The organism is Streptomyces sp. NRRL F-5755, from assembly GCF_001279365.1.
GTDB lineage: Bacteria > Actinomycetota > Actinomycetes > Streptomycetales > Streptomycetaceae > Streptomyces > Streptomyces rimosus.
The window spans coordinates 1-1,194 of sequence record NZ_LGCW01000158.1; the positions used below are offsets into that span (position 1 = coordinate 1).

Genomic DNA, 1,194 nt, shown 5'->3' on the forward strand with positions numbered 1-1,194 from the left:
ACACAGTGGACGCGAGCAACTGAGGACAAGCCCTCGGCCTATTAGTACCAGTCAACTCCAACCGTTACCGGTCTTCCATATCTGGCCTATCAACCCAGTCGTCTACTGGGAGCCTTACCCCATCAAGTGGGAGGGAGCCCTCATCTCGAAGCAGGCTTCCCGCTTAGATGCTTTCAGCGGTTATCCTTTCCGAACGTAGCCAACCAGCCATGCCCTTGGCAGAACAACTGGCACACCAGAGGTTCGTCCGTCCCGGTCCTCTCGTACTAGGGACAGCCCTTCTCAAGACTCCTACGCGCACAGCGGATAGGGACCGAACTGTCTCACGACGTTCTAAACCCAGCTCGCGTACCGCTTTAATGGGCGAACAGCCCAACCCTTGGGACCGACTCCAGCCCCAGGATGCGACGAGCCGACATCGAGGTGCCAAACCATCCCGTCGATATGGACTCTTGGGGAAGATCAGCCTGTTATCCCCGGGGTACCTTTTATCCGTTGAGCGACGGCGCTTCCACAAGCCACCGCCGGATCACTAGTCCCTACTTTCGTACCTGCTCGACCCGTCAGTCTCACAGTCAAGCTCCCTTGTGCACTTACACTCAACACCTGATTGCCAACCAGGCTGAGGGAACCTTTGGGCGCCTCCGTTACCCTTTAGGAGGCAACCGCCCCAGTTAAACTACCCACCAGACACTGTCCCTGATCCGGATCACGGACCCAGGTTAGACATCCAGCACGACCAGAGTGGTATTTCAACAACGACTCCACCATGACTGGCGTCACGGCTTCACAGTCTCCCACCTATCCTACACAAGCCGAACCAAACACCAATATCAAGCTATAGTAAAGGTCCCGGGGTCTTTCCGTCCTGCTGCGCGAAACGAGCATCTTTACTCGTAGTGCAATTTCACCGGGCCTATGGTTGAGACAGTCGAGAAGTCGTTACGCCATTCGTGCAGGTCGGAACTTACCCGACAAGGAATTTCGCTACCTTAGGATGGTTATAGTTACCACCGCCGTTTACTGGCGCTTAAGTTCTCAGCTTCGCCCCACCGAAATGGAGCTAACCGGTCCCCTTAACGTTCCAGCACCGGGCAGGCGTCAGTCCGTATACATCGCCTTACGGCTTCGCACGGACCTGTGTTTTTAGTAAACAGTCGCTTCTCGCTGGTCTCTGCGGCCACCACCAGCTCA

General features: G+C 55.9%; 1 rRNA gene. It reads right to left on the bottom strand.

The features are described 5' to 3' along the window. Positions 1 to 21 precede the first annotated feature (21 nt). A 23S ribosomal RNA gene (locus ADK86_RS15940) occupies positions 22 to 1,194 on the bottom strand; the annotation flags it as partial.